This is a genomic window from Methylorubrum thiocyanatum (assembly GCA_014138645.1).
Lineage (GTDB): Bacteria > Pseudomonadota > Alphaproteobacteria > Rhizobiales > Beijerinckiaceae > Methylobacterium > Methylobacterium thiocyanatum.
On sequence record JACJIB010000004.1, the window covers coordinates 630,826 to 655,808 of the forward strand.

Genomic DNA, 24,983 nt, shown 5'->3' on the forward strand with positions numbered 1-24,983 from the left:
GCCGCGCTCACGCCTTGCCGGAGAGGAAGCGGGCGAGCCGCGCTTGCGTCTCCGGATCGCGCAGGCCCGCCTCGAAGGCCTGCGCCTCGGCCTCGATCGCCGCCTCGACGGCACCCTGCTCGCCGCGCATCAGCGCGCGGGTCGCCTGCACCGCCCGGCGCGGCAGGGCGGCAAGCCGCGCGGCCTGCGCCAGGGCGTGCGCTTCCACCTCCTCGGAGGGCAGCAGCCCGTTGGCGAGCCCCATCGACACCGCCGCCGCCCCGTCGAACGGCTCGCACAGGAGCAGCAGCGCCGCGGCGCGGGCAGGCCCGATCCGCCGCGGCAGGAGGTGGCTCGCGGCGGCCTCCGGCACCACGCCGAGTTCCACGAACGGCATGCGGAAGCGCGCCTGCGGCGAGACATAGACGAGGTCGCAATGCAGCGTCAGCGTCGTGCCGACGCCGATGGCGAGCCCGTCCACCGCCGCGACCAGCGGCGTGCGGGTGCGGGCGAGCTGCCGGATGAAGCGCAGGGCCGGCATCTCCGCAAACGCCGCCCGCGGCTCCGTGCCGGCGGCGAAGAAATCGCCGAGGTCGTTGCCGGCGGTGAAGGCGCCGGGCAGCCCGGCGAACACCACCGCCCCGATTTTTTCCGCATTGGCGTCGGCGTCTTGCAGGGCCGCGGTGGCGGCGTCGTACATCGCCCCGGTCAGCGCGTTCTTCTTCGCCGGCCGGTTCCAGCGGATCAGCCGGACCCCGCCCGCGACATCCTCGATGGTGATGGCCTCAGTCATCCGCCCTCGCATCCGCCCTCGCCCCGCGCGCTCGGTCCCAAGACGTCCGAGCCGTCGCCCACCCTTCTTCCCACCGCACCGCTTTGTCGAGGGGCCATCGGCGGCGCTCGGGCCGCGCCGCGGGCGGCGTCGCCTGACCCGAGCGCCGCCCCGGTTCTTGGAGCTATCCTTTGGGCCTGTCCTTCCGGGGCCGCGGAGCGGAACCCGGAACCCACCCGTGAGGCACCGTGCGCCGCGGGTGGGTTCCGGGTTCGCTTGTCAGCGCCCCGGAATGAGGGGGGAGGATCCAGGCCGAGCGGTTTTCCGAAAAGGCCCTGCCTCGACCCGCCCACTCGCTCGATCCAGTGGCGCGACCCTGGCCCCGCCGCGCCGGGCGGATCACGCGGCCGGGACGGCGCCGGTGTCGCACCCCCGAAACTTGAGGGGAGGCCCGCCGGATGTCCGGCCATGTGGTTCCTCTACGCTCTCACCATCGCCGCCGGGCTCGCCAACGCGATCCAGCCGGGACAGAACGCGACGTTGTCGAAGTCGCTCGGCCTGCCGGTCACGGCGGCCCTCCTGACGCTGCTCGTCAGCACCGCCGGCCTGCTCGCCGGCGGCCTCGCGCTCGGAAAACTCGAAATCCCCACCGGCCAGCAGCTCGCACAGGTGCCGTGGTGGGCGTGGCTCGGCGGCTTCCTGAGTATTTTGCTGATCCTGGCTCAGCTCTACGCCTCCCCCGCCATCGGCGCGGCGACCTTTTTGGGGATCATCGTGACGGTGGGCGTGCTCGCCTCGCTCGTGTTCGACCACTTTGGGTGGATCGGATTTCAGGTGCACCCGGCGAGTTTTTGGCGCGTCGCCGGGGCGGTGTTGATGGTGGTTGGGGTGGGGTTAGTGGCCGTGTTTTGATTTGAGGCCGCAGGATTTTATTTTTACATTGCATGTGCCCTTTTCCGCATTATAGTTATATCTGTGCTGTAAAATTTGATGATAAAGATTCTATGATGCTAGGAATTGTTCGACGGAATTGTCTTTGAAAATTTTAACTAAATGAACTTTGTATTGAAAATATGGTCTATAGCTTTGCTGTGAGCCAACGGTCCAAGTCCAGATGGCCCGATGTGGCATTTCGATCACCGTCACCCGCCGGGTGTGAGAAAGCACCAGCTAGGCTCGAATGCTGCTATATGGGTGTGCGTTCTTGCTTTGTTCTGCTAGACAGCGGAGATCCGCCATCGGCATCGTGAATCGAGGTGCGACGTGGAGCCGAAACAACCCATACCTTCAAGGCTGCTAAAGCCGCAGGTGCATAGATTCGCCGAGTCGGTTGCTTCCGAGCTCGGATATGCCCCTGGCGCAGCGCTTGAGCCTATACTGGGCCGCCTCAACGGCAGCCTAGAGTATCGGTCTTTGTTTGGTTCTAGCGATAGTGCAGACTCAATCCATGTAACTCCTGACGGCAATTTCACTATTTTTATGTCTGGTCTCACGTCTAGTGAGAGAGACCGGTTCACCATAGCTCATGAATTGGGGCATTATTTTTTACACTTTCCTCTTGTTCGTAAGAAATTCCCTGGCGCCTCGATGGTCGCGACGCGTTGGGTGGATGAAACAGATACAGATCAGCGTAGAGCTGAGTGGGAAGCAAACTGGTTTGCGGCAGCATTTTTGATGCCCAATGATTTATTTAAAGCTGATGCTGATCTAAGTAGCAATGACATTCAGTATCTTTCTTTGAAATATGGCGTAAGCATGCACGCGGCGCAAATTCGGCTTGCCACTCTGTCTTGAGGCATACGTTTTGTCAGGCTGTCCAAAATACCGGATTAGGCTGTTTCTGTCCGTCGATCTTGTTGGTTCAACCTCTTATAAAGCTGGCGTTGGTCGAGAAATAGTACGAAATACTGCCCGGCAGAGATGGGTCGATGAAACTCGCCATTTTTATCGAGAGTTTCCTAAGTATCTTGAGCAGCAGTTCAGAGTGTTTCCAACCAGCGGTGACCTAAACGATGGGCTATGTCCGCAAATTTGGAAGACTGTAGGTGACGAAATAATATTTTGCGTTAGGTTGGATCATCTTCAGCACCTTGGAAGATGTATATGGGCATTTATCAGGACGTTAGAGGTATATTCTAAATATCTTGAGGCTTCTAGCATCGAGCTCGATGTAAAAGGTGTCGCCTGGATTGCTGCGTTTCCGGCGCCAAACGTTACTGTACCAGTTTCTTCAAAACATGTCGAAAGTGCGGAGGACGAGTCCGGATTAAGGGATCACGAGCAAACTGAGATCGAAGCAGACAAGGAGCCATCAAATTTCGAGTTTTTGGGAAAAGAGATTGATATCGGGTTCAGGGTTGCAAAGCATTCAGGATCAAATAGACTTGCGCTCTCGATCGAGGTCGCTTATTTGTTGTCGACTTTATGTGCAAGAGGCGATTACAATTTTATTTTCACGTATTCTGGTCGAGAGAGCTTGAAGGGAGTGATTGGAAGCCGCCCTTACCCGATACTGGCAATTGATACGGAACGCCGAGAGCATCGGCGGCAAGTCCAGGCATTCGAACAAGCTCTGATTGGCGACAAACATGCACCTCCGCACCTACTTGAGAGTTTTCTTGGTGCGTTCATGCAGGATGAAAAGATAGAATTTCCTATTCTGACTTCCAAAGGGTCGGAATCCGCAGAAGAAAACCTACCTGATAGTTACAGAAATTTCGCTGTTTTATGGCTTGCTGGTAATCGAGAGGATAAACAGAGAATAAAAGTCGAGGAGCAGTCAAAAGAGGCTGAAGAAGTTGCCGAGCCGGACGCAGAATCTCTTGCTGCCATAGAGGCTAGTGCGCAAGAGGTATTTAAGAGATTTAGGGAACCCGGCTGATTAAATCGGAATGAGCAAACTTAGGTCTATATCTGCATTTTGTTATATTTATTTACTTTCGATTACTTTAATTCTAGACCAGTCCTGGTTTGCGTGCTGAATTTCCTAGGTCTCTTGACACCATAGACAAAAAATCCTACAACCAGCGCGCTCACCTCCCGGACCAACCGGGGGAGCTTTTCCGGTGACCGGCCGGCGAGGCTCGCAGGGAGGTGGGGCGGTTCCCGCGTCGGTGGCCCGGTCGCCATCGCCCCGGGCGCTGTGCGCGACACAACGCTGTCTCGGGATGGGGCCATAGGCCGGTCTCGGGTCGGCGCCCAGGAACAACCGGAGCCGGGCCCACTACGAGGTCCGGTGCGGACGAGACCGACGAAGCCGGTTCCTGGCCGAGGCGTCCTCGCCCCTCACGGGGCGGCGCGCCGGAGAGCACCAGGCCCGCGGGTCCGGGGTCGATGCCGGTGGAGCGACCGTGACGCAAAAACGGAAGGGCGGCGTCTCCTGATAAGGACGCGGCCCCTCCGCGGGACGCCGGGAGACCGGCACAGTGTCAAACAAGCATCCGGAGGTCTCGCGGCGTCCCGCGTCCCCCTCGGGGTCTTTTGAAGCGTGTGGCGTTCCCAGCCGGCCGATCGGCCAGCCGTCCTCCGGGCCTTCAGGCCGCGGGGGGAACCGTGTTTTTCCGCAGACGCTCTTTGACCGGTCGGGGAGACGGGCGCGATGTTCGAGCCGCGGTTCCAAGCCTCGGCCTCATCCTGAGGTGCCGGCGCGGAGCGGCGGCCTCGAAGGGTCCCCCAGAGCCCGCGCGATCCCTGGAGCACCGCTCAAAGCCGCGGCGCGGCCCCTCAGGATGAGGGCGTGAGTGGGCGGACGGTGCGAGGCGCCTCAGGCCACGCCGGTGCGCAGCAGGTCGTGGTAATGGACGAGGCCGACGGGGCGGCCGTCCTCCACCACCACCAGGGCGGTGATCTTCATCGCCTCCTGGATCTGCAGCGCCTTGGCGAGCAGGGTCTCGGGGGTGATCGTGCGGGGATTCTTGGTCATCACCGCCTCGACCGGCATCCGGTCCAGGCCCTCGCGGGAGAAGATGGCGCGGCGCACGTCGCCGTCGGTGAGGATGCCGGCCAGCGCGCCCTCCGCATCGACCACGAGGACGGAGCCGAACCCCTTGGCGTCGATCTCGGCCACCGCCGCCCGCATCGCGGTGCCGAGCGCCACCACCGGGAGGTTGGCCCCGCCATGCATGACCTCGCGCACCTGCCGCAGGGAGGCGCCGAGGCGGCCGCCGGGATGGAACACGGAGAAGTCGCGGGCGGAGAAGCCGCGGGCCTCCAGGAGCGCCACGGCGAGCGCGTCGCCGAGCGCGAGCTGCATCGCCGTCGAGGTGGTGGGGGCGAGCCCGTTGGGGCAGGCCTCCTTCGCCTTCGGCAGGGCGAGGCAGGTATCGGCCTCGCGGCCCAGCGTCGAGGCGGCGTTGGAGGTGATCGCCACGAGGCCGACGCGGTAGCGCCGCGTGTAGCCGATGATGTCGGCCAGTTCCGTGGTCTCGCCCGACCACGACAGCGCCAGCACCACGTCCTCGGGCTGGATCATGCCGAGATCGCCGTGGCTCGCCTCGGCCGGGTGGACGTAGAGGGCCGGCGTGCCGGTGGAGGCGAAGGTCGCCGCGATCTTGCGGGCGACGTGGCCGGACTTGCCCATGCCGGTGCAGATCACCCGGCCGCGGGCCGCGCCGATCCGCTCGACGGCCTGGGCGAAGGGCTCGCCGAGCCCGTTGTCGATCGCCGCCATCAGGCAGGCGAGGCCCTCGCGCTCGGTCTCGATGGTGCGCAGGGCCGAGGCGATGGCGGGCGCCCGCACCGTCGCCTCGCGCGCCTCGTCTCGATCCTCGATCCGCTGTGCCAGGGCCATGAAGGGTTCGTTCCGTCTCGGGGCCGGGCGCCGCGCACGGGCCCAGGGTCTCTCGTCGGCGCCGCGCGGCGCGAAGCGCCCTCTTCGCCCGCGACTGTGGCCGCAAGGCGGCTGCGAGGGCCGCGACGAGGGCGGGACAGGGCGGGGGGACGCGCCGCAACCGGGCGTTAACCATGTCTGGCGCAACGCTCTTAACCATGGAGCGCCGGCCGGACAGGGACGCCGCTCCGTCGACGGGCCGCCGGCCGCATCCAGGGAAAGAGCGCTGCCGGTGTCACGCGAGCGGCCGAACGGGGACAGGCGCGAGGGGCACCGCGGCAGGTCGGGCAGCGCGGGCGCGCTTGCTCCGGTGCTGTTGCCGGCGCTGCTGGCCGCCCTGCTCGCGGCCCCTGCCCTCGCCCAAGACCGCGACGCCCGCGACGCCCGCGACGCCCGCGACGCCGCGCCTTCCGACACCGCGCAGCAGGCCGCGCCGAACCTGCGCGGCACCGGGCCGGCCCCCGCCGGCCGCCCGCGCGCCTCCGCCTTCGACGCGCCGACTTCCCTGCGCGGCTCCGGCGCCTTCCCCGCCCCGCTCGGCAGCGGCGGGCCGACCAATCCCGCCGCCACCTCGCCCTCCGAGGAGGAGCCGACGGTGGCGCGCCTGCCGCGCTTCCGCAGCGCGACGAGCCTGCCCGGCTCCACCGCACAGGGCACGCCGGCCCGGCCCTCGCTGCTGCGCCTGCGCGCGGCGCCCCCGCGCCGCCTCGGCTCGGCGACCCGCCAGATCACCCAGACCCGCACGCAGCAGATCGTCACGGATCTGCGCCTCACGCCGGTGATCCAGAACCCGGTCTCCGGCGTGCCGCTGCCGACGCCGATCCTCGGGCTCGGCCTGCCGAACGCCGCCGGGCTGCTGCTCGGCAACACCTTGCGCCGGCCGATCCCCGCCGACAGCGCCTACGCGCCGCTCGGCATCCGGCTCGGCACCTTCACGCTGCTGCCGGCCTTCACCCAGAGCATCGGCTACGATTCGAATCCGGACCAGATCGGCGGCACCCGCCCGCGCTCCTCCCTGGCGCTGCGCAGCGAGGCGGAACTGGCGCTGCGCAGCGAGTGGTCGGCCTCCGAACTCACCGCCGAGATGCGCGGCAGCTACCTCGAATATCCGCAGAACCCCGAGGCGAGCCGCCCCAACGCGGTGGGCACCGCGCGGATGCGCATCGACGTCGACCGCGACACCCGCGTCGATCTGGAGACCCGCTTCCTGCTCGACAGCCAGCGCCTCGGCAGCCCGGATCTCGGCGCGGGCGGGGCGACGAGCCGGCCGCTCTTTGCCACCTACGGCGCGACCGCGGGGGTGCAGGAAAGCTTCAACCGGCTGCAACTCTCCCTGCGCGGCTCGATCGACCGCTCGGTCTTCGAGGATGCGCAGCTCGGCGACGGCACCACGATCATCCAGAGCGACCGCAACGCCAACCAGTACGGTCTGCGCCTGCGCGCCGGCTACGAGATCTCGCCGGCGATCACCCCCTTCGTCGAGACCTTCCTCGACACCCGGGTCTACGACACGCCGGTGGACCAGTTCGGCCTGCGCCGCGATTCCGACGGCATCGCCTTCGCCGTCGGCGCGGCGGTGGCGCTCAACAGCACGCTGACCGCGGAGATCTCGGGCGGCCTGCAGCACCGCTCCTACATCGACCGCACGCTGCAGGACATCACCGCGCCGGTCCTCAACGCGACGCTCGTCTGGTCGGTCTCGCCCCTCACCACGGTGCGGTTCAACCAGCAGACCGGCGTGATCGAGACCTCGGTGCCGGGCTCCAGCGGCGCCTTCACCGAAGCCGCCACCCTCGAAGTGCAGCACGACCTGCTGCGCAACCTCTCGATCACCCTGGGCGGTGCCTACCTGTCCACCGACTACGACGGCGTGCGCATCCGCGAGCGGGGCTTCTCTGCCATCGCCCGGCTCGACTACCGCTTCAACCGCTGGCTCGCCCTGCGCGGCAGCTACATCTACTCGACACTCAACAGCACCATCCCGCTCTCGACTTACGACGCGCACACGGTGCTGCTCGGCGTGCGGGTGAACCCCTGACCGAAGCGGCTAGCGGGCGAGCGAGAGCGGCGCGCCCGATTTCGAGAGGGCGCCGTCGAGGCTGCCGCCGGCCTGCCGCAGGCGCGCGGCCACCGTGCCGCCCGGCTGGTAGAGGTAGACCTCGCCATCGCGAAAATCCCAGGCTGAGACTTTGGCGAGATCCTTGTTGCCGCACCCCGCGGTCGTGGCCTTGTAGAGGTCGAGCGAGGGCGTGCTCGACAGGGAGACCTTGCAGCTTCCCGCCGCGTCGGTGGCGTTCCACGAGCCCACCACCGCGGAGCGGCCGGTCGCGACCACCGGCGGTGGCGCGGGCGGGGGGGGCGGTTCGAGCGCCGGGGACGGTGCGGCCGCGACGCTCGGGGGCGGCGGCTCGCCCGGGGCGGCGGAGGCGCCCGGCGGAGGCGCGAGCGGCTCGCTCGTGACCGTGCCGGCGGGCAGCGCGGGCGTGGCGGGTTCGAGCGCCGCCTGCGGCCGCGGACGCTCGCGCGGCCCCTCGAAGCGGTTCGAGGCGCAGGCGCCGACGCTCGCGGCGAGCGCGAGACAGGCGGCTTTCGACAGGAACCCACGCGTCATCAAAGACCCCTCACCCCAAACACGCAACGGTCGCGCTTGCCCTCGCGAGCAAATGCGCTTGCGGCAAGGCAGGCTGCACGGCGAGGCCGGGAAAAGCCGCGCTTGAGCCGGTTTTCGAGGGGGTGTGGCGGTGCTGCCGCACTCGGAGCAACCGCTCGCGGCACGGGCTGTTCGTGGCGGGCTGAAACCGCAAAGAGCCGCGCCCGGATCGGAACGCGGCTCTCGCGAAAGGCGGGGTGCTTGGAGAAAAGCGGTGTGCTTGGAGAAAATCAGACCTCGCGTTCGACCATCATCTTCTTGATCTCGGCGATGGCTTTTGCCGGGTTGAGGTTCTTCGGGCAGGTGTTGGCGCAGTTCATGATCGTGTGGCAGCGGTAGAGCCGGAACGGATCGTGCAGCCCGTCGAGGCGCTCGCCGGTGTTCTCGTCGCGGCTGTCGATCAGCCAGCGATAGGCCTGGAGCAGCGCCGCCGGACCCAAAAACTTGTCGCCGTTCCACCAGTAGCTCGGGCAGCTCGTGGTGCAGCAGGCGCACAGGATGCACTCGTAGAGGCCGTCGAGCCGGGCGCGGTCCTCCGGGGTCTGCTTCCACTCCTTCTCGGGTGCGGGCGTCTCGGTCTGGAGCCAGGGCTCGATCGCCGCGTGCTGCGCGTAGAAGTTGGTCAGGTCCGGCACGAGATCCTTGAGCACCGGCATGTGCGGCAGCGGATAGATCCGCACCGCACCGTCCTTGTCCTTGCGGGTCAGGAACGGCAGGGCGTTGTCGGGGGTCTTGCACTCGTCGATGCCCATGGTGCAGGCGAGCGCGTTCTGGCCCTCGATGTTCATGGCGCAGGAGCCGCAGATGCCCTCGCGGCAGGAGCGGCGGAAGACCAGGGTCGGATCGACCTTGTTCTTGATCCACAGGAGCGCGTCGAGGACCATCGGGCCGCAATCGTCGCGATCGACCCGGTAGGTGTCGATGCGCGGGTTCTTCCCGTCATCCGGATTCCAGCGGTAGATCCGGAACACCTGCACGTTCTTGGCGCCGTCCGGCGCCGGCCAGCTCCTGCCTTCAGTGACCTGGGAGTTCTTCGGAAGATTGAACTGGGCCATGTCCTGTGCCTTGTTCCTTTGCCTTCGAGGTGCGGCGGCCTTGCGGCGCGCTCCGATCTTGAGAAAACCTATTGCCGGTCGAGCCAGTCGGTCATGAACCGCTCGGCCTCCGCCTTCGGAAGCGGCTTCGCGGCGGGACCGGACAGGCGGAATTTCACGAACTTCCCGCGCAGGCCGGTGAGGCAGAGCAGGCTCTCGGTGGGGCCAAGGGCCGGATGGTCGATGGTGAAGCCGCGGCAGGCGAGCCGGGCTCCGGCAGAGCCGGGCACCTGCACCGCGCCGCGATAGATGCCCTGCGCCACCGCCGTTCCGATGTCGGCGGCCGCCTGCGTGAGCTGCCCGGTCACCGGGGGCGAGGACGGCCCGTCGGGGATGTTCCCGACGCCGCCGTCATAGACGTAGATGTCCGCCTTCCAGCGACCGTTGGTGTAGGCGACGGAGGTGCCGAGGCCCGGCGCGCGGGACTCGTAATCCGTACGCGGGCCACGGGCGAAGCCGGCGACCGCCGCGGGGAAGTCGAAGTCCGGCCCCCGTGCCGCCGCCGGCAGAGGCGACAGCAGCGCTGCCGCGGCGCAAAAGGCAGCGCGGGCGATCGGGCGCGAGGCCGGGATCATCGCCCGCAGAGCCCCCCGTTCCACCGCTTGGCCGCCGCGCACCGCATCAGTACACCCGCGCCTTCGGCTCGATGTACTGGATGTCGTTCGACATGGTGTAGGTGTGGACCGGACGGTAATCGATCTCGACGCCGTGCTTGGACTGATCGAGCCACGCCAGGGTGTGCTTCATCCACTCCTTGTCGTCGCGGTCGGGGAAGTCCTCGCGGGCATGCGCCCCGCGGCTCTCCTTGCGGTTGACCGCCGATTCCATCGTCACGACCGCCTGGCCGATCAGATTGTCGAATTCGAGCGTCTCGAGCAGGTCGGTGTTCCAAACGAGCGAGCGGTCGGTGATCTTGATGTCCGAGACGCCGCGCCAGACGTCGTGGATCAGACCCTTGCCCTCCTCCAGCACCTCGCCGGTGCGGAAGACGGCACAGTTGTTCTGCATCGTCCGCTGCATCCGGTCGCGCAGCTGCGCGGTCGGGGTGGCGCCGTCGGCGTAGCGGAAGTGGTCGAGGCGCGCGAGCGCCTTGTCGGCCGAGTCCTTCGGCAGTTCCGGCTGGCGAGCATCGGCCTCGACGATGTCGGCGCAGCGCAGGCCCGCGGCGCGGCCGAACACCACGAGGTCGATCAGCGAGTTCGAGCCGAGGCGGTTGGCGCCGTGCACCGAGACGCAGGCCGCCTCGCCCAGCGCCATCAGGCCCGGCACGACGGTGTCGGGGTCGCCGTTCTTGAGGGTCAGAACCTCGCCGTGGAAGTTCGTCGGGATGCCGCCCATGTTGTAATGGACCGTCGGCAGGACCGGGATCGGCTCCTTGGTCACGTCCACGCCCGCGAAGATCTTCGCGCTCTCCGAGATGCCGGGCAGGCGCTCGTGCAGGATCTTCGGGTCGAGATGGTCGAGGTGCAGGAAGATGTGGTCCCCGTCCTTGCCGACGCCGCGGCCGTCGCGGATCTCCATGGTCATCGAGCGGGAGACCACGTCGCGGGAGGCGAGATCCTTGGCCGACGGCGCGTAGCGCTCCATGAAGCGCTCGCCCTCGGAATTCGTCAGGTAGCCGCCCTCGCCCCGCGCCCCTTCGGTGATGAGGCAGCCGGCGCCGTAGATGCCGGTCGGGTGGAACTGCACGAACTCCATGTCCTGCAGCGGCAGGCCGGCGCGCAGCACCATGGCGTTGCCGTCGCCGGTGCAGGTATGGGCCGAGGTCGCCGAGAAGTAGGCGCGGCCGTAGCCGCCGGTGGCCAGGATCGTCTGCTGGGCGCGGAAGCGGTGGATCTCGCCGGTGGCCTGATCGATGGCGATGACGCCGCGGCAGCGTCCGTCCTCGTCCATGATCAGGTCGAGGGCGAAGTACTCGATGAAGAACTGGGTCTTGTTCTTCACCGCCTGCCCGTAGAGCGTGTGGAGCATGGCGTGGCCGGTGCGGTCGGCCGCGGCGCAGGTGCGCTGCGCGGTGCCCTTGCCGTAATCGGTGGTCATGCCGCCGAAGGGCCGCTGGTAGATCTTGCCTTCCTCCGTCCGCGAGAACGGGACGCCCCAATGCTCCAGCTCGTAGACGGCGGCGGGCGCGTTGCGCACGAGGTACTCGATCGCGTCCTGGTCGCCGAGCCAGTCCGAGCCCTTCACGGTGTCGTACATGTGCCAGCGCCAGTCGTCCGGGCCCATATTGCCGAGCGAGGCCGAGATGCCGCCCTGCGCCGCAACGGTGTGCGAGCGGGTGGGGAAGACCTTGGTGATGCAGGCGGTGCGGAGGCCGGCTTGCGAGCAGCCGACCGTGGCGCGCAGGCCCGCGCCGCCGGCGCCGACGATCACCACGTCGAAGGTGTGGTCGGTGATGGCATAGGCGGGGGTGCCGCCGTTCGATCCGTTGGAGGCCATGGGCGATGAATCCTCGGTTTCGATGACGGCGATCAGGCGAGGCCGCCCAGGCTCACGCGGATGATCGCGTAGAGGCAGGCGGCGGCCACCGCGACCGCGTAGAAGGTGTTGGCGATGAGCGCCGCGAACTTGAGGCCGTGGCTGTGGACGTAGTCCTCGATCACCGTCTGCATCCCCAGACGCATGTGGATCGTCACCGACACCACGGCCAGGATCAGGATGATCGCAACGAGCGGGTGCGACACCAGCGCGACCGCCTGCGGGTAGGTCCGCCCGGCCATCAAGGCGATGATGACGACGAAGGCGAGCATCAGGAGGGCGTTCGAGGCGCCGGTCAGGCGCTGCAGCCAGAAATGACTGGCCCCGTGGCCCGAGGCGCCGAGCCCCTTCACCCGGGCGCGGGGCGTGCGCATCGAGAGCGCGGTGTTCTGGCGGTTATCGACCTGGGACATGGGCGAGCCTCTCAGCGCACGAGCAGGGCGATCGCCCAGATCACGACGGTCAGGGTGACGGAGCCGATCAGCGTGGCGCGGGCGAGCCCGAGGCGCCGGTCACGGTCGAAGCCGTAGCCCGCGTCCCAGATGAAGTGGCGGATGCCGCCGAGCATGTGGTGCATCAGCACCCAGGTGTAGGCGAACAGGATCGCGCGCCCGATCAGCGAGCCGAAGAACCACGCCACCGTGTCGTAGGCGCGCGGACCGGAGGCGAGCGCCACGAGCCAGACCGCGACGAGGAAGGTGCCGCCGTAGAGCGCCGTGCCGGTGATGCGGTGGAACACCGACATCGCCATGGTCCAGGTCCAGCGGTAGATCTGGAGATGGGGCGAGAGCGGCTGGGCGACCGTAGGTCTGACGGTTGGGTTCATCGCGGCTCACGATCCTCGCGTCGAAGACTGGATAAATTCCAGGGAAGGGTTAGGGCGGCGGGCTCTGTGCGGCAATGGCCGTGCTGCAGTGCAGCATTGGTCAAGCTGACGATCGCGCGGATCTGTCTCATGCTCACGCGAGCCTCCCGGTCAGCCTGAACCAGAGATAGGCGAGCGGGGTCGCGATCAGCAGCGACGCGACGCCCGTGGCCAGCGTCAGCTTGGTGGCATCGGCGAGCGAGAGGCGCCCGAGATCTATCGTCATGATGATCGGCGGGGCCTGATAGGGCAGGAACAGGGTCGAGTAGCCGACCACCTGAACCATCAGCACGCTCATCAGGTCGAAGCCGCTGGCCTGCGAAAACTCCTCCGCCAGCGCCGTGTAGAGGGCCGGCGCGCCGTTGGCGGTGGCGGTGAACAGGAAGCCGATCGACAGGCCGGTCAGCGTCGCGAAGTTCTTGGCGGGTGCGCCCGGCTCAAGCGGGGCGACCGAGAGGAGCGCGTGGCCGAGATCGGCCCCGAGCCCGGTCTCGTTGACGGTGGCCGTCAGCCCGAACAGGGCGGCGACGTAGAAGCAGGTTCGTAACGGGATCTCACCGAAGCTCTGGGACGACAGGACGCCGATGCGCGGCAGCAGGCAGATCACCGCCGCGGCCAGACCGATCCAGGCGGGCGGGATGCCGTGCCAGCCGTCGGTGAGCCAGAGTGCCAGCATCACCGCGAGGATCACGGAGAGGCGCCGCTCCGCGCCCGAGGGCGGCGGCAGCGGGGCCAGTTCGGGCCGCTTCCCGTCGAGTCGATCGGGGAAGATCAGCACCGTGCAGGCGACCAGCAGCGCGCCCTTCACGAACCCCAGAACGGGAGCGTGCAGAAAGAGATAGGGCAGATAGTTGAGGTGGATCCCAAACAGCGTCTCGGCGGTGCCGGCCATGACGAGGTTGGGCACGTTGGCGGGCAGGATTGCCGCCGAGAGCATCGGCGTCGCCACGCCGAAGGCGAGCAAAGCCCCCGTCCGGCCCGGCCGCCCGGCCTCGAGCCCGAAGGCGTCGCACAGCGCGATCACCACCGGCACCATCAGGGCGATGCGCCCGAGATTGGACGGCATGACGAAGGCGAGCGCGAAGGAGAAGGCGACGAGCCCGGCGACGAAGCCCGGATAGGAGGCCGGCAGCCGCACGGCCAGCGCGCGTGCCAGCCGGTCGCCCAGGCCGGTGCGGTTCATGGCGAGCCCGACCACCATGCCGCTCGTCACCAGCCAGAAGGCGGAGGAGGCGAAACCGGAAAACACCGTCTGCGCCGGGGCGAGCTTGAGCAGCATCGCCAGGGCGAAGAACATCAGCGCGGTGACGATCTCGGCCACGAGGCCGGTCGCCCACAGCCCCATGCACAGCACGAGCAGGCCCCCGGCCGCGACGACCGTGCCCTGTCCCCCGATGATGCTGGCGGCTGCAGCTCCCATGGGCGCGCTTCAAACGCGAATTGGAACCGTTCGCAATTCGGCTTTGGTGGTGGGTGCCTTCGCCGTTCGCGAAGGCTGGTGCCGCGCTCACGAGGGCGTGATAGACCGTATGGCGGATCCTGGCTCCACGTCGCGCGAAAGCAGGCATCCGAGGTTTGTAACCGGGCTCACCCATGATGCGCTTCGACCTCGTCGATCTGAGCCTGTTCCGTCACATCGTCGAGGCGGGCTCGATCACACACGGCGCGGAGCGGGCGAACCTCGCGCTCGCCGCCGCCTCGGCGCGGGTCAGGGCGATGGAGGCGTCGCTCGGCGCCGCCCTCCTGCTGCGCGGGCGCCAGGGCGTGACGCCGACGCCCGCCGGCCGCGCCCTGCTGGCCCATGCCCGCGAGATCTTGGGGCAGATCGAGCGGCTGCAGGGTGATCTCTCTGTGTTTGCCGGAGGTGCGGTGGGCCAGATCCGGGTCCTGTCGAACACCAACGCGCTCACCGAATTCCTGCCCGAGGCGCTCTCCGCCTATCTGGCGCTCCACACCGGCATCAGCGTCGATATCGAGGAGCGCACCTCCGACGAGATCGTCGGCATGGTGGCCGACGGGGCGGCCGATCTCGGCATCGTCGCGGGCACCGTCGACACCGGGACGCTCCAGACCTTCCCCTTCCGCCACGACCGCTTCGTCGTGGTGATCGCGACCGGCCATGCCCTGGCCCGCCGCGGCAGCCTCGGCTTCGCGGAGGTGCTGGAGCACGACCTCGTCGGCCTCGACCGGCCGAGCGCGCTGACTCGCTTCCTCGCGGAGAAGGCCTCCCGCATCGGCCGGCCGATGCGGCTACGGGTGCAGTTGCGCAGCTTCGATGCCGTCTGCCGCCTCGTGGAATGCGGCGTCGGCCTCGGCATCGTGCCGGAGACCACGGCGCGGCGGGCGTGGCGCACGATGGAGATCGCCCTCGTACCCCTGGAAGACGCTTGGGCGGCGCGCGACCTCAAGCTCTGCCTGCGCGATCTCGCGGGCCTGCCACCCTTCGCGCAGGACTTCGTGGCACACCTGCGCGCCGCCGACGCGTGAGGCGAGGCGGCGTCAGCTGCCGGCGAGCGTGTCGACCAGCAGCTTCAGGTTCAGCACCACGATGATGGCGGCGATGACCCAGGACAGCCCCTTCAGCCAGCCCGGGATCACGAAGCGGCCCATCAGCCGCCGATCCGAGACGAAGTGCACCAGCGGGATCACCGCGAAGGGCAACTGCATCGAGAGCACGACCTGGCTCAGCACGAGAAGCCGGGCGGTGCCCTGCTCGCCGTAGAGGGCGGTGACGACCACCACCGGCACGATGGCGATGCCCCGGGTCACCAGCCGCCGGGCAAACGGCGGCAGGCGCAGCCGCAGGAATCCCTCCATCACGATCTGGCCGGCGAGCGTCGCCGTCACCGTCGAGTTGAGGCCCGACGCCAGTAGGGCCACGGCGAACAGGGTCGAGGCGAGGCCGACGCCGAGCAGCGGCGAGAGCAGTTCGTAGGCCTGCTCGATCTCCTCGACATCGGTGCGCCCGCCCGCGTGGAACACCGACGCCGCCATGATCAGGATCGCGGCGTTGACGAACAGCGCCAGCATCAGCGCCACCGTCGAGTCGGTGACGGCGAAGCGCAGGGCCTCGCGGCGGCCCTCGTCGGTGCGGGGATAGGCCCGCGTCTGCACGATCGAGGAGTGGAGGTAGAGGTTGTGCGGCATCACGGTGGCCCCGATGATGCCGATGGCGATGTAGAGCGCGGCCGGGTTGGTCACGATCTCCCTCGAGGGCACGAAGCCGCCGAGCACCGCCTGGAGCGGCGGCGCGGCCATCGCGATCTGCAGGCCGAAACAGACGAAGATGATCGTCAGGAGGCCGATCACGAAGGCCTCCAGCGCCCGGAAGCCCCGGCGCAGGAGCAGCAGCACCACGAACACGTCGAGCGCGGTGATGAGGGCGCCCAGCGTCAGCGGGATGCCGAACAGCAGCTTGAGGGCGATCGCCGTGCCGATGACTTCGGCGAGGTCGCAGGCGATGATCGCCGCCTCGCAGATCAGCCACAGGGCGATGCTGACCGGCCGCGAGGTGCGCTCGCGGCAGGCCTGGGCGAGGTCGAGGCCGGTGGCGATGCCGAGCCGCGCGGCGAGCGCCTGCAGCACGATCGCCATCAGGTTCGAGAGCAGGATGACGGAGAGCAGGGTGTAGCCGAACTGGGCGCCGCCGGCGATGTCGGTGGCCCAGTTGCCCGGGTCCATGTAGCCGACCGAGATCATGTAGCCCGGGCCGAGGAAGGCGAAGAGCCGCCACAGCCAGGACCCGCCCGCGCGCACCGGCACGCTGCCGTTGAGGGCGCCGAGACTCGGCTCCGCGGAGGCCTGCCCGGGCGGCGCCGGCCGAACCTGATCCATCACCGCTTCCATTCGCATCGGGGTGTTCGCCGTCCCCTGCCCCGGTGACGACGCTCCCGGATGAGAGGGCCGACACGGCGGTGCGAGGCGGGAGAGCCGGCCCCCCGATCCGCGGGCGGTGCGGGCGGCACGGTCTTATAGCTTCAGCTATAAAGCTGTGCCGAAGCTGAGATCAAGGGCGGATCGAAGGCGGGATCAGGAGAGTGGATCGCGAAGGGCCTTGCCGGGTTTCCGGCCGCGGGGCGCATAGGTTAAACAGCTCGGCACGAACCGCCCCACGAGACACCGTCGGATCGGTCGCCCTCACCGGGCGCGACCGGGGCACGGGACGTGTCGGACGAGACTTTCGACGATGATGGGGGCCGGCCGGCCAGGCCGCGCCCGGCAATGGAGGAGCCCGCCGCCCGATGCAGGATGCACCGCGAGAGATGGGGCAAGAGGCGGCAAGGGAACCGGCAGGAGAACCGGGAAGGGAGCCGGGAAGGGAGCCGCTCCGGGCGGGTGCGGACGCGCCGCTCGTGGATGCGGAGGTCCATGTCGAGAGCTTCCGCCAGGCCCGCGAGGCGCGCCGCCTCGAACTCGTCGAGGATTACGTCGAGCTGATCGCCGACCTGATCGGCGACGGCGGCGAGGCCCGGCAGGTCGATATCGCCGCCCGCCTCGGCGTGGCCCAGCCGACGGTCGCCAAGATGCTCAAGCGTCTGGCCGAGGATGGCCTCGTGCAGCAGCGTCCCTATCGCGGCGTCTTCCTCACGGCGGCGGGGCAGGCGCTGGCCGAGCAGTCGCGGGAACGCCATCGCATCGTCGAGCGCTTCCTGTGCGCCGTGGGGGTCAGCGCCGAGACGGCGCGCCGCGATGCGGAGGGCATCGAGCACCATGTGAGCGCCGAGACGCTGGAAGCGTTCCGCCGCTTCGCCGACGCGAAGCTTTCGGCTTCATCCTGACCGCTGGATCCTGACCGCCCGCGCCTTCCGAGGACCTGATTCCGATGGACCAGACCCAGCAGCTCGCCGCGCTCGCCGCCGTCAGTGCCCGGCACGATGCGGCGGTGACGAACCTCGCCGAGGGGCTCGCCGAACTCGGCGCCAAACAGGTGGCGCACCAGATGGCGGTGGGCTTCCTGGCGAGCGTGCTGCGCTCGATCGATTCCGACCATTACGACGAGCGCCTCGAAGGCTATCTCGCCATGCTGCGCGACGTGCTGTTCCGCGACGATCCCGACGCAGTGCTGGCGAAGACCGTTCTGGAGACGATCGAGCGGTCCCTGCGGCCGGCGCAGGATCAGGACGAGGCCTGAGGACCGCCCGTCGGCACTGACGCAGGCGTGCAAGCAAATGTGAGGGCCGCGTGGCGCCGCGGCGCCTTGGTCGAGGCCGGGGGGCATGGCACCATGCCCGGATGGCTGACCGGAACGACCACCCCTACTCCATCGACGTGCGGCCCTGCTGGCGGCGTCCGGGCCGCTTCGTCTGTTCCATCATCGAGAAGGGCGCGCCGCGGCGCTACGGTCCGCAGAGCTACGCGACCTTCGACGAGGCCCGCCGGGCCGCCCAGGCGCGGCTGCGCCAGCTCGTCTTCGAGTGGCAGCTCATCGGCGCCTGATCGCCCCGGCCGGGCCAAGCCGCGGACGCCGCGCGGCTCAGACCTGATCGGCGTCGGCGGTCTGCGCGTACTGGACGAGGGCGGCCATCTGCGCCGGCGCCCGGAACACGCGTCCGTCGTTGGTCTCCACGTAGACATCCGCGGCACCCATGCTCGCGAAGGTCATGGCCCGCTCGGCCGCCCGGGTGCCGAGGGCGTGCGGCTCCCTGGAGGGGCCGGACGGCGCGGTCCAGTGAACGGTGTAGCGCATGGCATTCTCCTGCTGTGAACGTCGAGCATAGGGCAGCCGGCCCCGGATCGCGAGCGCGCGACGGGAAAAGCCGCCTGCTCCGCCCTCCAATTCTGCATCATAATGCAAATTGCGCGGTTCCAAAGGGCCCCGCCGCGCGTTCTCCGGCGGTGAGGCGCTCGGCGCCGCGAGCGGGAGGACGTCATGAGGAAGCCGGAGAAGCCGGGCGCGGAGGCGGGCAGGACGCGCGAAGGCGGCGCCCTCGGCAACATCGACGAGCAGACGGGCCATCCCGGCAAGGGCACGCCCGGGGCGACGGTCAGACCCGAGGACAACCCCGATCCCTCGAAGGATCCCAAGCCGGAAACGCAGGAGGACCGGCGGCCGAAACGCTGATCGCCCCACCTTTGCTCCGGGCCGAGCGCTGCTTCAGCACGACACGATCCGTCCGAGGGGCAGGTGTCGGCGCTTGGATGGATCGAGACCCCCGGAGACGGCGACGGTCCGAACGGATCCGCAGGTTTCGGTGCGGGGGCGCCGGCAGCCTCAGGGCTTGCCGCTGGCCCCCGCCCCGGCTACTCACACGCGGGGTTTCTGTCGTCGTTTCTGTTGCCCAAGCTGTCTTCGAAGGTCAGTCTCGGGTGTAAGTTGATGGCAGGCAAGCCGAAGGGCCTGTAGCTCAATGGTTAGAGCCGACCGCTCATAACGGTCTGGTTGCAGGTTCGAGTCCTGCCGGGCCCACCACCCTTCCCCGATCGATCAGCCGTTCGCGCGGTCCCGGATCGGACCGCGCGCCGGATCGCGGATCAGTCCTTGAGGTCGGCCGGGACCTTGCCGCCGTTCTCCTCGAGCTTCTTGATGACCTGCTTGTGCAGCCAGACGTTCATCGAGGCCGAGTCGTTCTTGTCGCCGGTGTAGTGCAGCTCGTCGGCCAGCTGCTGGCGGGCGTGCAGGCTCGAATCCAGGTCGAGCAGCTTCATCAGATCGACGATCGAGGTGCGCCAGTTCAGCTTCTGCGGGTTCTTCGCGGCCAGGTCGTTGAGCACGGCCTCGACATCGACCGATCCACCGGAGGACGTGCCGCCGCTGGTGGGGGTGGAGGCCGGGGCGCTGCCGCCGCCGGAGGACGGCTGGGCCTGGGTCTCGGAGGGCTTCGACGACGACGTGTTCGCCTCGGCGGCCTGCGCCTCCGACGAGCCGAACGGATGGAGGATCTTGCTGACGATGCTGCCGATGAGGCTCATGGCGTGAGGTTTCCCGTTGCTGTCGCGCGACCTGACCGGCCGCTTCGGCTCAGTTAACGGCAGGAATCGAAGCGCCGTTCCGTCGCAGGCCGGCAAAGCATCGGGGCCGGCAGGCGGCCCGATCGGGCCGCGGCAATTGGAAGATTGCGCCCGCTGTGCCATGGGAAGCGCCATCCGGCCCCCTGGAACCCGTTTCGATGCGCAATCCCTTCAAGGCCTTCGCCCTGGTGGCAGGGCTTCTCGCCCTTTCCACGCCGCTCGCCGCGCAGACCGTGCCCGTTCGCATCGGCGTCATCCCCGTGATCGGGGCTGCACCCGTCTTCGTCGCCAACGGCGAGGGCTGGCTGAAGGAGGCCGGGCTGGCGCCCGCCTTCACCACCTTCGAGTCGGGCCCGAACATGATCCAGGCGCTGGCGTCGGGCACGATCGACGTCTACGTCGCCGGCATCGCCCCGCTGGCGGTCGCCCGCACCAAGGGGATCGACGTGCGGGTCGTAGCCGCCACCGCCGTCGAGGAGATGGTGTTCGTGGCAGCCCCCAAGCTCGCGCCCTATTTCGCCTCCGCTCCGAGCAAGGCCGAGGCGTTCAAGCAGTTCAAGGCCAAGGAGGGCCGCCCCGCCCGGCTCGCCACGCAGCCGCCGGGCTCGGTGCCCAACACCACCCTCCAGCACTGGCTGTGGCAGGTGGCGAAGGCTGACAAGGCCGATGTCGAGATCGTCGCCATGGGCATCGACGCCACCCAGCAGGCGCTGCTCGCCGGGGCCGTCGACGGCGCCTCGATCCGCGAGCCGGCGCTCACCATCGTCCAGGGCCGCAACCCGAAGATCACGCTGATCGCCACGGGGGCTGAGATGTTCCCCGACCAGCCGGGCACGGTGGTCGCCGTCTACGGCAAGTTCGCCGATGCCAACCCGAAGGCGGTGGAGGGCCTCGTCTCGGCGCTCGTGAGGGCGACCGATCTCCTCAAGGCCGATCCGGCCCGCGCCGCGCCGCCGGTCGAGGCGGCGCTGGGCAAGGGCATCACGGATGTCGCCACGATCCAGAAGGCCCTCTCCTCGCCGGCCGCGAAGTTCGTCGCCGACCCGCGCACGATCATCGAGGCGACGAGGCAGATGCAGGCCTACCAAGTCTCGATCGGCACCCTCGACAAGGAGGCGCCGATCGACGGCCTGTTCGACACCAAGCCGTTCGACGCGGCCAAGAAGCCTGCGCCGAAGCCCTGATCGCGATCGCCCCGTCATGACCTCGTTCCGCTCGGCCGCCCTGGCGGCCGTGGGGCTCGCCGCCTTCCTCGCTCTGTGGGAGGCGGCCCCCCGGCTCGACCTCGTCAATCCGGCCTTCCTGCCGCCGCCCTCCTCCATTCCCGCCGCCTTCGCCCGGGAGGTGTCCGGCGGGGCGTGGCCGCGGGCGGTCGTGGAGAGCCTGAGCCACTACGTCGTCGGGCTCGGCGCGGGCGCGCTCGCGGGCATCGCCCTCGGTCTGGCCTCGGGCATGTTCGGCTGGTTCGAGAGCCTGACCGCCTGGGTCGTGCGGCTGCTGCGCCCGATTCCCGGCCTCGCCTGGGTGCCCTTCGCCATCATCTGGTTCGGCGTCCAGCCCTCGGCCGCCGTGTTCATCATCGCCATCGGCGTGTTCTGGATCGTGTTCTTCGCCACGCAAGGCGCGGTGCGCGGCGTCGATCGCGACCTGATCGAGGTGGCCCAGGCCTTCGGCTTCCGCGGTCCCCTCGCCCGGCTCACCAAGATCCTGCTGCCGGCGGCCACCCCCGGCATCCTCGTCGGCCTGCGCACGGCGCTCGGCCAGGCTTGGATGGCGGTGGTCGCCGCCGAGATCTTCGGCGTGCCCGGCATCGGCGCGCGGATGATGCAGGCCTCCTCGCTCCTCTCCACCGATATCGTCGTGGTCTACATGCTCACCATGGCCGCGCTCTACGGCCTGTTCGATACCGGCTTCGTCGCCCTGCAGGGCTGGCTGCTGCGGTGGCGCGCATGAGTTCGGCTCAGACGAGTTCGGCTCCGATGAGTTCGACGATGAGTTCGACGCAACCGCCCATCATCGACATCCGGGGCCTGAGCCTCGCCTACGCGCGCGACGGGCGGCGCACCGAGATCCTCTCCGCCCTCGACCTCGCGGTGCCGCGCGGACAGTTTCTCGTCATCGTCGGCGAATCCGGTGTCGGCAAATCGACGCTCCTGCGGGTGCTGATCGATCTCGCCAAGCCCAGCAGCGGCACGGTCCGTCTCGAGACCGATCCCGGCACGCTCACGCCGATGGCGCTCGTGTTCCAGGATGCGCGGCTGCTGCCCTGGCGGCGGGTGATCGACAACGTCGCCTTCGGCCTGGAGCGGCACGGCCTGTCGAAGCCTGAGCGCCGCGCGCGGGCGGCGGCGATGCTCAAGCTCGTCGGGCTGTCCGACCTCGCCGGGCGCTGGCCGCACCAGCTCTCCGGCGGTCAGCGCCAGCGCGTCGCCATCGCCCGGGCGCTCGCGGTGGAGCCCGAGGTGCTGCTGATGGACGAGCCGTTCTCGGCGCTCGACAGCTTCACCCGCGAGGGCCTTCAGGACGAGATCCAGCGCATCAAGGCGCAGACCGGCAAGACGGTGCTGTTCGTGACCCACGACATCGACGAGGCGGTCTACCTCGCCGATCGGGTCGTGGTGCTGGCCGGCAGCCCCGGCCGGATCGCGGCGGACGTCACCCTCGCCCCGCCCCGTCCGCGCCAGCGCCGGGATGCCGCCCTGGTCGAGGCGGCCCGCCATCTCCGGGCGGAACTGTCGCGGCGCTCGGCGGAACTGTAGGGCGTCCGTCAAGCTTGACACCTTGACGGTTGGCCGTCCGCATTGGAACCATCGTCCCGCTCAAGGGCCCCGGCAAGGGGCTCGAATCGGGTCTCGGAGAGGGCAGGATGGGGTTTTTTCAGGACGCGCTCGTCCGCCTCAACCGGGTGGTGATGTCCTATGCGGGCGATGCCACGTTCATGCAGGCGGCGGTCTCCGCCGCGGCCAACGTGATTGTGGCCGACGGCGACACCGATGACGAGGAGATCGAGGCCGCCCTCGTCAGCATGCGGGCCAATCCGATCCTCCAGAAATCCTACGACACGCTCGCTCTGGAGCAGGCGCTGTTCGAGGCGCTGGCCCGCGCGGAGCTGCGCGCCGGGCGCCTGGAGAACAGCCAGCACGTCGCCGCCATCGCCGACCGCCCCCTGGAGCAGCGCCAGCACGTCTTCCTCATCGCCGCGGACGTGGCCGACAAGGGCGGCATCACGCAGAGCGAGCACGCGGTGCTCGACGAGCTGGCCCGGGCGCTCGACGTGGACAAGGCGGCGCTGCTGGGCTGACGCCGGGCGGACGCGGCCTTCCCCTGCCCCACCGCAACGACGTCCGCGCGACCCCATCGCCGGGACGGCGCGCGGGATGTATCACCGCTCGGACAGGAGAGCGGCCATGTACAAGGTGACGGGAACGGATCCCGCCGGCCGCACGCTGACCTTCGCGTGCGGCACGGACGAGCAGGCGCTCGAGAAGACCTGGGAACTGGCGGGGCGCGGCTTCCGCAACATCTCCGTCGCCGATCCCAAGGGGCGGGAGATGAGCGCCCTCGCCTTCGAGCGCTCGCTCGATCTCGATTACGATTGAGCGCCGCCGGGGCGGGCCGGGCGGGGCCGGGAGGCCCCGGTCGTTCCGCTCACGCCGCCCGCTTCTGATAGTCCTTCACGTCCGTGAACCGGATCTTCTCCCAGCGCTCCTCCTCGTAGCGCAGCGAGAAGGCGGTGGTGGCCATGAAGACCGGCGCGCCGTCGAGGTCGCTCGCCATGGCCGAGCCGTGAGCGTTGACGAACTTGTCGATCTCGGCCTCCGACTCCGACTCGATCCAGCGGCAGACGGAGAACCGGCTCGTCTCGAAGTCGATCGGCAGGCCGTACTCCGCCTGAAGCCGTTCCTTCAGCACGTCGAGCTGGAGCGCGCCGACGACCCCGACGAGGGCGGGCGAGCCGTCCTGCGGGATGAAGACCTGCACCACGCCCTCCTCACCCATCTGCTGGAGAGCCTCCTTCAGCTTCTTGGCCTTCATCGCGTCGGTGAGCTTGATCCGCCGCATGATCTCGGGGGCGAAGCTCGGCACGCCGCGGAAGACGATCTCCTCGCCCTCGGTGAGGGTGTCGCCGATGCGCAGCGTCCCGTGGTTGGGAATGCCCACGACGTCGCCGGCATAGGCCTCGTCGGCGATGGCCCGATCCTGGGCGAAGAAGAATTGCGGCGCCGAGAGCGACATCGGCTTGCCCGTGCGCACCAGCTTGGCCTTCATGCCGCGCCGGAGCATCCCTGAGCAGACCCGCATGAAGGCGATGCGGTCGCGGTGGTTGGGGTCCATGTTCGCCTGGATCTTGAACACGAAGCCCGTCATCTTCGGCTCGGTCGGCTCGACCGCGCGCTTGTCCGCCTCCTGGCCGCGCGGGGGCGGGGCGAAGCGGGCGAGCCCGTCGATGAGGTCGCGCACCCCGAAATTCCGCAGCGCCGAGCCGAAGAAGACCGGCGTCAGGTGGCCCTCGCGGAAGGCGGCGAGATCGAAGGTCTTGAGCCCGCCCTCGGCCAGCTCCACCTCCTCGCGCCACGCATCGGCCGCACCGTTCTCGGTCAGCAATTCGTCGAACAGCGGATCGTTGAACCCCGCAACGGGGATCGTGCCGGCATCGTCGGCCGCATCGAGCCGGCGCACCCGGTTGCCGCCGAGTTCGTAGGTGCCGGCGAAGTTGCGGCCGAGCCCGATCGGCCAGGTGATCGGCGCCACGTCGAGGGCGAGCGTCTTCTCGATCTCGTCGAGCGTCTCGAACGGATCGCGCGCCTCGCGGTCGAGCTTGTTCACGAAGGTGACGATCGGGATGTCCCGCAGGCGGCACACCTCGAACAGTTTTCGCGTTCTGGCCTCGATACCCTTGGCCGCATCGATCACCATCACGGCCGAGTCGACGGCCGTCAGGGTGCGATAGGTGTCTTCGGAGAAGTCCTCGTGGCCCGGCGTGTCGAGCAGGTTGAAGACGCAATCGCCGTACTCGAACGTCATCACCGAGGTGACGACCGAGATGCCGCGCTCCTTCTCGATGCCCATCCAGTCGGAACGGGTGGAGACCCGGTTGCGCTTGGCCTTGACCTCACCCGCGAGCTGGATGGCGCCGCCGAACAGCAGCAGCTTTTCCGTCAGCGTCGTCTTGCCCGCGTCCGGGTGCGAGATGATGGCAAAGGTGCGCCGCCGCGCGACCGGATCGGCGGATTTCGGGTCGGCGGGTTTGGGATCGGTCTGCATCAGCATGGCGGATATCGGCCGCCCCGTCGCGGGCGGCCGCTCGTCTCGAAGGGGGCCGGGCGGTGATCCGCTCTCTACGCGTTCCGCGCGGCCGACGCAAAGCT

Annotated in this window: 27 protein-coding genes and 1 tRNA gene; 15 read left to right on the forward strand and 13 right to left on the reverse strand. The window is 68.5% G+C overall.

Features of this window, described 5'->3' with window-relative positions; genetic code table 11:
* Positions 1-7: 7 nt before the first annotated feature.
* On the reverse strand, positions 8-772 hold the full coding sequence (locus HNR51_RS14185; protein ID WP_182555322.1) for an enoyl-CoA hydratase-related protein: 765 nt from the start codon (positions 770-772) through the stop codon (positions 8-10).
* A 447-nt stretch (positions 773-1,219) separates the two neighbouring features.
* On the opposite strand from HNR51_RS14185, the gene HNR51_RS14190 reads away from it, so the two are divergent.
* From HNR51_RS14190 to HNR51_RS14200, 3 genes are all read left to right on the forward strand, one after another.
* A complete protein-coding gene (locus tag HNR51_RS14190) occupies positions 1,220-1,663 on the forward strand; it encodes a DMT family transporter (RefSeq protein WP_182555323.1) in 444 nt (147 codons plus the stop codon).
* A 351-nt stretch (positions 1,664-2,014) separates the two neighbouring features.
* Positions 2,015-2,545, forward strand: coding sequence for an ImmA/IrrE family metallo-endopeptidase (locus tag HNR51_RS14195; RefSeq protein ID WP_182555324.1), 531 nt, complete (start codon positions 2,015-2,017; stop codon positions 2,543-2,545).
* 277 nt (positions 2,546-2,822) lie between these two features.
* Positions 2,823-3,632: a hypothetical protein gene (locus HNR51_RS14200; RefSeq protein WP_182555325.1), complete on the forward strand. Its 810-nt coding sequence runs from the start codon at positions 2,823-2,825 to the stop codon at positions 3,630-3,632.
* A gap of 882 nt (positions 3,633-4,514) precedes the next feature.
* Here the strand turns inward: HNR51_RS14200 and HNR51_RS14205 are convergent.
* A complete protein-coding gene (locus tag HNR51_RS14205; protein WP_182555326.1) occupies positions 4,515-5,540 on the reverse strand; it encodes a KpsF/GutQ family sugar-phosphate isomerase in 1,026 nt (341 codons plus the stop codon).
* Between the two features lie 271 nt (positions 5,541-5,811).
* Between HNR51_RS14205 and HNR51_RS14210 the strand changes: the two genes are divergently transcribed.
* Positions 5,812-7,617: an outer membrane beta-barrel protein gene (locus HNR51_RS14210; RefSeq protein WP_182555327.1), complete on the forward strand. Its 1,806-nt coding sequence runs from the start codon at positions 5,812-5,814 to the stop codon at positions 7,615-7,617.
* Positions 7,618-7,626: 9 nt separating this feature from the next.
* On the opposite strand, the gene HNR51_RS14215 is transcribed toward HNR51_RS14210, so the two are convergent.
* From HNR51_RS14215 to HNR51_RS14245, 7 genes are all read right to left on the reverse strand, one after another.
* Positions 7,627-8,190: an AprI/Inh family metalloprotease inhibitor gene (locus HNR51_RS14215; protein WP_012455996.1), complete on the reverse strand. Its 564-nt coding sequence runs from the start codon at positions 8,188-8,190 to the stop codon at positions 7,627-7,629.
* 269 nt (positions 8,191-8,459) lie between these two features.
* Complete coding sequence (locus HNR51_RS14220) at positions 8,460-9,284, reverse strand: succinate dehydrogenase iron-sulfur subunit (RefSeq protein WP_012455995.1); 825 nt, start codon at positions 9,282-9,284, stop codon at positions 8,460-8,462.
* A 68-nt stretch (positions 9,285-9,352) separates the two neighbouring features.
* Positions 9,353-9,922 carry a hypothetical protein gene (locus tag HNR51_RS14225; RefSeq protein WP_239681597.1) on the reverse strand — a complete coding sequence of 190 codons (570 nt, stop codon included), beginning with the start codon at positions 9,920-9,922 and terminating at the stop codon, positions 9,353-9,355.
* Between the two features lie 22 nt (positions 9,923-9,944).
* Entirely contained in the window at positions 9,945-11,762 is a 1,818-nt protein-coding gene (gene sdhA / locus HNR51_RS14230; protein WP_182555328.1) for a succinate dehydrogenase flavoprotein subunit, read from the reverse strand.
* Between the two features lie 32 nt (positions 11,763-11,794).
* The gene (gene sdhD, locus HNR51_RS14235; RefSeq protein WP_012455990.1) at positions 11,795-12,214 is read right to left on the reverse strand and encodes a succinate dehydrogenase, hydrophobic membrane anchor protein; all 420 of its coding nucleotides are present in this window, start codon (positions 12,212-12,214) and stop codon (positions 11,795-11,797) included.
* An 11-nt stretch (positions 12,215-12,225) separates the two neighbouring features.
* Positions 12,226-12,627 carry a succinate dehydrogenase, cytochrome b556 subunit gene (sdhC, locus tag HNR51_RS14240; protein ID WP_182555329.1) on the reverse strand — a complete coding sequence of 134 codons (402 nt, stop codon included), beginning with the start codon at positions 12,625-12,627 and terminating at the stop codon, positions 12,226-12,228.
* A gap of 133 nt (positions 12,628-12,760) precedes the next feature.
* The gene (locus tag HNR51_RS14245) at positions 12,761-14,086 is read right to left on the reverse strand and encodes an SLC13 family permease (RefSeq protein ID WP_182555330.1); all 1,326 of its coding nucleotides are present in this window, start codon (positions 14,084-14,086) and stop codon (positions 12,761-12,763) included.
* 173 nt (positions 14,087-14,259) lie between these two features.
* Here HNR51_RS14245 and HNR51_RS14250 point away from each other — a divergent pair, with 173 nt between their 5' ends.
* Entirely contained in the window at positions 14,260-15,153 is an 894-nt protein-coding gene (locus HNR51_RS14250) for a LysR family transcriptional regulator (RefSeq protein WP_012455987.1), read from the forward strand.
* 12 nt (positions 15,154-15,165) lie between these two features.
* Here HNR51_RS14250 and HNR51_RS14255 read toward each other — a convergent pair whose 3' ends face one another.
* Positions 15,166-16,500 carry an Nramp family divalent metal transporter gene (locus HNR51_RS14255; protein WP_152278178.1) on the reverse strand — a complete coding sequence of 445 codons (1,335 nt, stop codon included), beginning with the start codon at positions 16,498-16,500 and terminating at the stop codon, positions 15,166-15,168.
* A gap of 407 nt (positions 16,501-16,907) precedes the next feature.
* Between HNR51_RS14255 and mntR the strand changes: the two genes are divergently transcribed.
* The 3 genes from mntR to HNR51_RS14270 all read left to right on the forward strand — a co-directional run bounded on the left by mntR (position 16,908) and on the right by HNR51_RS14270 (position 18,102).
* Positions 16,908-17,444, forward strand: coding sequence for a manganese-binding transcriptional regulator MntR (gene mntR / locus HNR51_RS14260; RefSeq protein WP_041371650.1), 537 nt, complete (start codon positions 16,908-16,910; stop codon positions 17,442-17,444).
* Positions 17,445-17,488: 44 nt separating this feature from the next.
* On the forward strand, positions 17,489-17,797 hold the full coding sequence (locus HNR51_RS14265; RefSeq protein ID WP_141953126.1) for a hypothetical protein: 309 nt from the start codon (positions 17,489-17,491) through the stop codon (positions 17,795-17,797).
* Between the two features lie 101 nt (positions 17,798-17,898).
* On the forward strand, positions 17,899-18,102 hold the full coding sequence (locus tag HNR51_RS14270; protein ID WP_012455983.1) for a hypothetical protein: 204 nt from the start codon (positions 17,899-17,901) through the stop codon (positions 18,100-18,102).
* A 37-nt stretch (positions 18,103-18,139) separates the two neighbouring features.
* Here HNR51_RS14270 and HNR51_RS14275 read toward each other — a convergent pair whose 3' ends face one another.
* A complete protein-coding gene (locus HNR51_RS14275; RefSeq protein WP_012455982.1) occupies positions 18,140-18,352 on the reverse strand; it encodes a hypothetical protein in 213 nt (70 codons plus the stop codon).
* 183 nt (positions 18,353-18,535) lie between these two features.
* Between HNR51_RS14275 and HNR51_RS14280 the strand changes: the two genes are divergently transcribed.
* Positions 18,536-18,727 (forward strand): hypothetical protein, encoded by a 192-nt coding sequence (locus HNR51_RS14280; RefSeq protein WP_012455981.1) that lies wholly within the window; start codon positions 18,536-18,538, stop codon positions 18,725-18,727.
* Positions 18,728-18,999: 272 nt separating this feature from the next.
* Positions 19,000-19,075: transfer RNA gene (locus tag HNR51_RS14285), tRNA-Ile, on the forward strand.
* A 62-nt stretch (positions 19,076-19,137) separates the two neighbouring features.
* On the opposite strand, the gene HNR51_RS14290 is transcribed toward HNR51_RS14285, so the two are convergent.
* Positions 19,138-19,575, reverse strand: a complete 438-nt coding sequence (locus tag HNR51_RS14290) for a DUF3597 domain-containing protein (RefSeq protein ID WP_012455980.1) — start codon at positions 19,573-19,575, stop codon at positions 19,138-19,140.
* A gap of 197 nt (positions 19,576-19,772) precedes the next feature.
* On the opposite strand from HNR51_RS14290, the gene HNR51_RS14295 reads away from it, so the two are divergent.
* The 5 genes from HNR51_RS14295 to HNR51_RS14315 all read left to right on the forward strand — a co-directional run bounded on the left by HNR51_RS14295 (position 19,773) and on the right by HNR51_RS14315 (position 23,213).
* The gene (locus HNR51_RS14295) at positions 19,773-20,798 is read left to right on the forward strand and encodes an ABC transporter substrate-binding protein (protein WP_182555331.1); all 1,026 of its coding nucleotides are present in this window, start codon (positions 19,773-19,775) and stop codon (positions 20,796-20,798) included.
* Between the two features lie 16 nt (positions 20,799-20,814).
* On the forward strand, positions 20,815-21,567 hold the full coding sequence (locus HNR51_RS14300) for an ABC transporter permease (RefSeq protein ID WP_012455978.1): 753 nt from the start codon (positions 20,815-20,817) through the stop codon (positions 21,565-21,567).
* Between the two features lie 38 nt (positions 21,568-21,605).
* Positions 21,606-22,373 carry an ABC transporter ATP-binding protein gene (locus HNR51_RS14305; RefSeq protein ID WP_182555332.1) on the forward strand — a complete coding sequence of 256 codons (768 nt, stop codon included), beginning with the start codon at positions 21,606-21,608 and terminating at the stop codon, positions 22,371-22,373.
* Between the two features lie 107 nt (positions 22,374-22,480).
* On the forward strand, positions 22,481-22,915 hold the full coding sequence (locus HNR51_RS14310) for a tellurite resistance TerB family protein (RefSeq protein ID WP_012455976.1): 435 nt from the start codon (positions 22,481-22,483) through the stop codon (positions 22,913-22,915).
* 106 nt (positions 22,916-23,021) lie between these two features.
* On the forward strand, positions 23,022-23,213 hold the full coding sequence (locus tag HNR51_RS14315) for a hypothetical protein (RefSeq protein ID WP_012455975.1): 192 nt from the start codon (positions 23,022-23,024) through the stop codon (positions 23,211-23,213).
* Positions 23,214-23,262: 49 nt separating this feature from the next.
* Here HNR51_RS14315 and HNR51_RS14320 read toward each other — a convergent pair whose 3' ends face one another.
* The gene (locus HNR51_RS14320) at positions 23,263-24,885 is read right to left on the reverse strand and encodes a peptide chain release factor 3 (protein WP_182555333.1); all 1,623 of its coding nucleotides are present in this window, start codon (positions 24,883-24,885) and stop codon (positions 23,263-23,265) included.
* Between the last annotated feature and the right edge of the window lie 98 nt (positions 24,886-24,983).